Below are 6066 nucleotides of genomic sequence, written 5' to 3' on the forward strand. Positions count from 1 at the left end.
CGTCGCGGACCCGCCGCACGGGGCCCGCACCCGCGCCGAGCGGGCGGGCCGGATGGGCGTGGCGCTCATCGTGCTGGGCGCGCTGCTGCACCTGTCCGCGTTGGTGCTGCGGGGACTGGCCACGGACCGGGCGCCCTGGGGCAACATGTACGAGTACATCATGGCGATCTGCCTGGTCACGGTCGTCGCCTGGCTCGTGATGCTGCGCCGGTACCCGATCCGGCACCTGTCGGCGTTCATGCTGCTGCCCGTGGTGATCCTGATGTTCGTCGGCGGCACGATGCTCTACGCCGTCGCGGCACCGGTGCAGCCCGCGCTCCAGTCGTACTGGTTGGTCATCCACGTCGCCGCCGCCGCGATCTCCTCCGGGGTGTTCCTGGTGCCCGGTGTGGCCAGCCTGCTGTACCTGTTCCGGGCCGCGCACGAACGTGATCCCGCGAAGTTCGCCCGGTTCGGCCCGCGCCTGCCCGCGCTCGACGTCCTCGACCGGGTGGCCTACCGCACCACCGTCCTGGCCTTCCCGATCTTCACCTTCGGCGTGCTGTGCGGTGCGGTCTGGGCCGAGGCCGCGTGGGGCCGGTTCTGGGGATGGGACCCCAAGGAGACCGTGGCGTTCATCGCCTGGGTGGTCTACGCCGCTTACCTGCACTCGCGCGCCACCGCAGGGTGGCGCGGCACCCGGGCGGCGGCGATCAACGTCGTCGGGTTCGCGGTGACGGTGTTCAACCTGTTCTTCGTCAACCTGGTGACGGCGGGGCTTCACTCGTACGCGGGAGTCGGCTGACGTTCCGCCGGATCAGGGACTACCGTCACACGGGGGACACGCACAAGGGGGAGTTCGCAACCGATCGGAGGATCGACGCGGTGACCGGACCCAGTGAGCACGGCGGGTGGGAGCAACCACGTTCTCCCCGATCGGGCACCGACTCCGCGCCGTACCCCGCACGGCCCCCGTACGCCCCGGCGGGATACCCCGGACCCGGGGGACCACCCGCCGGGCAGGAGCCCCACGGCGGCCCCCGGCACCCGTTCCCGCAGGGTGAGCCGCTGCCGCAGCCGCGCGGCGGCCGGTACCACGCGCCGGGCCCCGCGCACGGTTCCGGTGGTCCGGGTTCCGACCTGGACAACGTCCGGTTCGTACGCCGGATGAAGCGCGCCCCCCGGTCCGGGTGGCGCAGGCTGGTCTACCTCGGTACCGGCGGACTCGTGAACCCGGGCGAGAGCCCCGCCGACCGCCGGGAACGGGAGCTCTCCCACCGGGTCAACCAGCCGCTGCGGGGGTGTCACCGCATCGCGATGCTGAGCCTGAAGGGCGGGGTGGGCAAGACCACGGTGACGACCGCGCTCGGCTCGACGTTCGCGTCCCTGCGGGGGGACCGGGTGATCGCCGTGGACGCGAACCCGGACCGGGGCACGCTCGCGCAGAAGATCCCGATCGAGACCACGGCGACGGTGCGGCACCTGCTGCGCGACGCGGACAGCGTGACCCGCTACAGCGACGTGCGCGCCTACACCTCGCAGGGGCCCAGCAGGCTGGAGGTGCTCGCCAGCGAGTCCGATCCGGCCGTGTCCGAGGCGTTCTCCGAACAGGACTACCTGCGTGCGGTGGCGTTGCTGGAGCACTTCTACAACGTCGTGCTCACCGACTGCGGCACCGGGCTGATGCACTCGGCGATGAAGGGTGTGCTGGACTCCGCGGACTCCCTGGTGGTGGTCTCGTCCGGGTCCCTGGACGGGGCGCGCAGTGCGTCGGCGACCCTGGACTGGCTGGACGCCCACGGCTACGGGGACCTGGTGACCCGGTCGGTCGCGGTGATCAACTCCGTGCGGCCGAAGGCGGGCTCGGTCGATCTGGACCGGCTCGCCGCGCACTTCGCGGCCCGGGTGCGGGCGGTGGCGCGAATCCCGTTCGACGCGCATCTGGAGGAAGGAGCCGAGATCGACCTGGACCGGCTCCATCCGGACACGCGGCGGGCACTGCTCGAACTGGCCGCGACCGTGGCGGACGGGTTCGACACCGACAGGTTCGTCCGCTGAATCCGGCCTGCCCTGAACCCGGCCTGCCCGGAACCCGGCCGACAGGGCGGGCTCGGCGGAGGAGCAGGGGGACGGGCTCAGCTGCCGCCCTCGTCGTCCTGCCTGCGTTGCCGTTCGTTGAGTTCGCGGAGGAATTCGGGGTCGTCGTCGGGGGCGAGCGGTGCCTCGGACCGGGGCGTGGACACGCCGACCCGGTCGGCGCCGAAGGCCCGCCACAACAGGACCGCGATGGTGAGGGCGCCGATCGCCGCGAGCAGGTAGAGCATGCCCGCTCCCTTCGGTGTGCACGCGCGGGTGGGGTACCGCCTCCGAGATTAACCCTGTTGTCGAGTTCCGGGACGCGGGGTGCCCACCACACCGGAGGCACCCCGGTCGTCCCACGGTGCCCGACCGGGTCCCGACCGGCGGCCCGAGCGGCGTTGCGACGGCTCAGTCGCGGACGACGTCGCCCGCGTCGGTGGTCAGTTCCTCCAGCAGTTGATTGACCTCCGACTCCCGGAATCGCCGGTGGCCGCCCGGGGTCCGGATCGACCCGATACGGCCCGCCGTGGCCCAGCGCGTCACCGTCTTCGGATCCACCCGGAACAACGCCGCGACCTCACCCGGGGTGAGCAGCCGTCCTCCAGTGCTCGTGGTCACTGTCCGCCCTCCTTCGTCATTCGCGACGCAATCGTGGCACTTCCCCCGGCGGGTACTCGAACGGTTGTCGGAGAGTAAAGAGGTAGTAAGGGACAAACCGCCCGGTCCGGGAGGATGTGGCGGGAGCACCACTGTCGTGGCCGGCTTGCGGTACCGCGTTCCCGCCCGCGTAACCTCGAACGATGTGAGCACCGACGTGACTGGATCCGACAGCGACCGGCGGACGGGCGACACCTTCGTCCGTGACCTCGTGTTGTACGTGCTCGCCCGGTTGGCGCTGGTCGTGGTGATCACGGTCCCGTTGGCCCTGGTCCCCGGGGTGCCGTTGCTGGTGGCACTCGTCGTCGGGTTCTTCGTCGGCATGCCCTTCGGGTTGCTGCTGCTGCGTTCGCTGAACGAGCGCGTGACGGCGGGGCTCGCCGCCCGGAACGCACGCCGGGCGGCGGAACGCGCCCGGTTGCGCGCCGAACTGCGCGGCGAGGACGTCCGGGACACCACCGGGACGGACACCACCGGCGAGCAGGACGCCGGGGACCGGGACACCGGGGACACGGCGCGCACCGAGGACCCCGGGGGCACAGGGGACCCCGAGGGCACCGGAAACACCGAGGGCACAGGGGACACCGAGCGCACCGGGGACACCGGGAACACCGACGGGGAGGGCACGCGGTGAATCACGAGTGGGTGCGGGAGGCCGTCCGCATCATCGAGGCCGACGCCAACCGCAGCGCCGACACGCACCTGCACGTGTTCCCGCTCCCACCGGACTGGGGTATCGACCTCTACCTGAAGGACGAGTCGGTGCATCCCACCGGCTCGCTCAAGCACCGCCTCGCCCGCTCACTGCTGCTGTACGGGCTGGTCAACGGCCGGATCGGTCCGGAAACCGTGCTCGTGGAGGCCTCCAGCGGCTCCACGGCGGTCTCCGAGGCGTACTTCGCGCGGATGCTGGGGCTGGAGTTCGTCACCGTGGTGCCGCGCAAGACCAGCCAGGAGAAGATCGACCTCATCGAGTTCTACGGCGGCCGGTGCCACTTCGTGGACAGCGGCCCGGAGATGTACTCGGAGGCCGAACGCCTGGCCGCGGAGTGCGGCGGGCACTACCTCGACCAGTTCACCTACGCGGAACGCGCGACCGACTGGCGGGGCAACAACAACATCGCCGAGTCGGTGTTCACCCAGCTGCGTTCGGAGCGGCACCCCGTCCCGGCGTGGATCGTCGTGGGCGCGGGCACCGGCGGCACGAGCGCGACGTTCGGCCGGTACGTGCGCTACCGCAGGCACGACACCCGCATCGCGGTGGTCGACCCGGAGAACTCGGCGTTCGCCGGTGCCTGGGAGACCGGCGCCCGGGACTACAGCACCGGGATGCCGTCCCGGATCGAGGGCATCGGGCGCCCCCGGGTCGAGCCGTCGTTCGTGCCCGAGGTGATCGACGAGATGATCCGCGTGCCGGACGCGTCGTCCCTGGCCGCGATCCGGTACCTGCGCGAGCGCACCGGCCACTGGGCCGGGGGCTCGACGGGGACCAACCTGTACGGCGCGTTCGCCCTGATCTCGCGGATGCGCGCCGAGGGCAGGCGGGGCAGCGTGGTCACGTTGCTGTGCGACGGCGGTGAGCGCTACGCCAACACCTACTACGACGACGCCTGGGTCGACGAGCAGGGCCTCGACCTCGACCCGCACCTGCGCGCGTTCGAGCAGTTCACCACCACCGGAGTCTTCCCGACGCCGGAGGTGCCGGGCCCGGCCTGACCGGACGCCGTCCGTGCTTCAGCCCGCCAGCCCCAGCGCCGCGCCGGTGAGCGCGGCCCAGGCCAGCATCGACATGCCGGTGTCGCGGAGCACGGGGATCAGATCCTCGCCCTCGTACCCCGTCAGGACGGCACGGGCGGGCGCGGCGATCAGCACCAGGGCGATCACCCCCACGAACGCCAGCGGGTGCACCGGGCCCAGCACCACGGTGACCACGAACGGCACGATCACCAGGGCGAGCCAGAGCCTGCGGGTCGCGGTGTCCCCCAGCCGGACGGCGACGGTGTGTTTGCCGGTCTCGCGGTCGGTGGGGATGTCCCGCAGGTTGTTCGCCACGAGCACGGCCGCCGACCACGCCCCCACCGCGACCGCACCGACCACGGACTCCCAGTTCACCGTGCCCGCCTGCACGTACACGGTGCCGAGCACCGCGACCGGCCCGAAGAACGTGAACGCCGCGAGCTCGCCGAGGCCGGAGTAGCCGTAGGGCCTGCTGCCGCCGGTGTAGAACCAGGCCGCCCCGATGCTCACCGCACCCACCGCGAGCAGCCACCACCGGCCGGACAGGGCCACCAGCACGAGCCCGAAGACCGCCGCGACCGCGAACGACGTCCAGGCGGCCGTCAGCACCGACCGCGCGGTGGCCACCCCCGAGCCGACGAGCCGTTGCGGCCCGGTGCGCTCGTCGTCGGTGCCGCGCACGCCGTCGGAGTAGTCGTTGGCGAAGTTGACCCCGATGATCAGAGCCAGGGACACCAGCAACGCCAGTCCCGACCGCAGCCAGGACAACGCGGAGAGCTCGGCCGCCAGCCCCGCTCCGACGAGCACGGGGGCGACGGCGTTGGGCAACGTGCGGGGTCGTGCCCCTTCGATCCACTGCGCGGCGGTCGCCATGGGGCTCATTGTTCGGCATCGGTTCCGCGCGCGGTGAGCTGGGCACGCACCGCGTCCCGGTGCACCTTGCCCGGACCGGTGAGCGGTAGCTCCGGCACGACGAGCAGCAGCTTCGGCGCCGCCGCCGCGCCCAGTTCGGCCCGCACGTGCGCGCGCAGCGCGTCCGGGCTCGGCGGAGGTGTGTGCGCGGGGCCGCGGGGACGACGGCGGCGGCGACCCGCTGGCCCCACTCCGGGTCCGGCAGCCCCACCACGCACGCGGCGCCGACCGCCGGGTGTGCGGTGAGCACCTGTTCCACCCGCCCGGCGGGGACCTTCACCCCGCCGGTGTTGATCAGGTCGTCGACCCGCCCGAGGATGCGCAGCGTCCCGTCGTCGGCGAACTCACCGACGTCGCCGGTGCGGAACCACCCGTCGACCAGTGCCGAGGCGGTCAGCTCCGGCGCGAGCCGGTAGCCGTGCGTGAGCACGTCCCCGGCGATCTCGACACGGCCACCCTCGCCCCGACGCAGGCGGACCCCGTCCAGCGGGGCGCCCTCGTAGACGCACCCGCCCGCGGTCTCACTCATGCCGTAGGAGGAGACCACCCGCACCCCGGCGTCGACGGCGCGGCGGCGCAGGTCGTCGGGCAGCGGGGCACCGCCGAGCACGATCGCGTCGAACAGTTCCGCCCCGGCGCCCCCGGCGTCCAGCAGGCGGCTGAGCTGGGTGGGCACCAGGGCGGTGTAGTGCGGGCCGGGAC

The 6066-nt window shown here is 72.5% G+C and carries 7 protein-coding genes and 1 pseudogene; 4 read left to right on the top strand and 4 right to left on the bottom strand.

The annotated features are described in order from the left end of the window. Both ccsB and ACTIR_RS0106355 read left to right on the top strand, forming a co-directional pair. A partial coding sequence (ccsB, locus tag ACTIR_RS0106350; protein ID WP_026453631.1) for a c-type cytochrome biogenesis protein CcsB occupies window positions 1–784 on the top strand: 784 nt, incomplete at its 5' end. Window positions 785–864: 80 nt separating this feature from the next. Next, entirely contained in the window at window positions 865–2037 is a 1173-nt protein-coding gene (locus ACTIR_RS0106355) for a MinD/ParA family ATP-binding protein (RefSeq protein WP_026453632.1), read from the top strand. Window positions 2038–2114: 77 nt separating this feature from the next. On the opposite strand, the gene ACTIR_RS0106360 is transcribed toward ACTIR_RS0106355, so the two are convergent. Next, window positions 2115–2303 carry a hypothetical protein gene (locus tag ACTIR_RS0106360; protein ID WP_007024819.1) on the bottom strand — a complete coding sequence of 63 codons (189 nt, stop codon included), beginning with the start codon at window positions 2301–2303 and terminating at the stop codon, window positions 2115–2117. 163 nt (window positions 2304–2466) lie between these two features. Further along, window positions 2467–2676 carry a BldC family transcriptional regulator gene (locus ACTIR_RS0106365; protein ID WP_026453633.1) on the bottom strand — a complete coding sequence of 70 codons (210 nt, stop codon included), beginning with the start codon at window positions 2674–2676 and terminating at the stop codon, window positions 2467–2469. A gap of 184 nt (window positions 2677–2860) precedes the next feature. Here ACTIR_RS0106365 and ACTIR_RS0106370 point away from each other — a divergent pair, with 184 nt between their 5' ends. Further along, window positions 2861–3349, top strand: a complete 489-nt coding sequence (locus tag ACTIR_RS0106370) for a DUF4229 domain-containing protein (protein WP_034238688.1) — start codon at window positions 2861–2863, stop codon at window positions 3347–3349. Continuing rightward, a complete protein-coding gene (cds1, locus tag ACTIR_RS0106375; RefSeq protein ID WP_026453635.1) occupies window positions 3346–4431 on the top strand; it encodes an L-cysteine desulfhydrase Cds1 in 1086 nt (361 codons plus the stop codon). The genes ACTIR_RS0106370 and cds1 overlap by 4 nt, the downstream gene beginning before the upstream one ends. A gap of 18 nt (window positions 4432–4449) precedes the next feature. Here the strand turns inward: cds1 and ACTIR_RS0106380 are convergent, their stop codons facing one another. Together ACTIR_RS0106380 and ACTIR_RS22025 are read right to left on the bottom strand one after the other, a co-directional pair. Further along, window positions 4450–5334, bottom strand: coding sequence for a 1,4-dihydroxy-2-naphthoate polyprenyltransferase (locus tag ACTIR_RS0106380; RefSeq protein WP_026453636.1), 885 nt, complete (start codon window positions 5332–5334; stop codon window positions 4450–4452). Continuing rightward, window positions 5331–6066, bottom strand: a pseudogene (locus ACTIR_RS22025) (AMP-binding enzyme); the annotation flags it as partial. The pseudogene ACTIR_RS22025 and the gene ACTIR_RS0106380, both read right to left, overlap by 4 nt.

This window comes from Saccharomonospora iraqiensis subsp. iraqiensis (assembly GCF_000430445.1).
Taxonomy (GTDB): Bacteria; Actinomycetota; Actinomycetes; order Mycobacteriales; family Pseudonocardiaceae; genus Saccharomonospora; species Saccharomonospora iraqiensis.

Bases quoted from the DNA above. Each gene is read 5' to 3' on its own strand.
- ACTIR_RS0106360 (WP_007024819.1), bottom strand. From the start codon at position 2,303: ATGCTCTACCTGCTCGCGGCGATCGGCGCCCTCACCATCGCGGTCCTG.
- ACTIR_RS0106380 (WP_026453636.1), bottom strand. From the start codon at position 5,334: ATGAGCCCCATGGCGACCGCCGCGCAGTGGATCGAAGGGGCACGACCC.